General features: G+C 45.6%; 1 rRNA gene. It reads right to left on the bottom strand.

The features are described 5' to 3' along the window. Nucleotides 1-76: ribosomal RNA gene (locus AC0LWF_RS27870) — 16S ribosomal RNA — on the bottom strand; the annotation flags it as partial. Nucleotides 77-364 lie beyond the last annotated feature (288 nt).

The raw sequence follows: 364 nt of genomic DNA, 5'->3' as shown, positions 1-364 counted from the left end.
ACAAGATCCGCTCGACTTGCATGTATTAGGCACGCCGCCAGCGTTCGTCCTGAGCCAGGATCAAACTCTCCATAAAAGGCGAAATGGCGGAGCCATTCGCGCCAAATGAATTTGCTTGTTAGCTCATTCAAAAAACTAGCTCGTCAGAAACACTTTCGCCAGATGGCGATCGTCGTTTCGACGTATTTTATGACCTTTTGACAGGTCGCTCATTGTTCAGTTTTCAAGGAACAAACTTGCTTATTTCTCGTCCCAGCCTCTCGGCCGGAATTAGAATATATCATACATCGAAACTTAATTGCAAGCTTTATTTTTCAACTTGTTTTCGTTTCGACCACCGCGTCATCGTGTATGTCTCAGCGGC

This window comes from Paenibacillus sp. sgz302114, from assembly GCF_056120345.1.
Note: the sequence above shows the minus strand (reverse complement) of the source record. Positions and strands in the feature narration are given on the sequence as shown.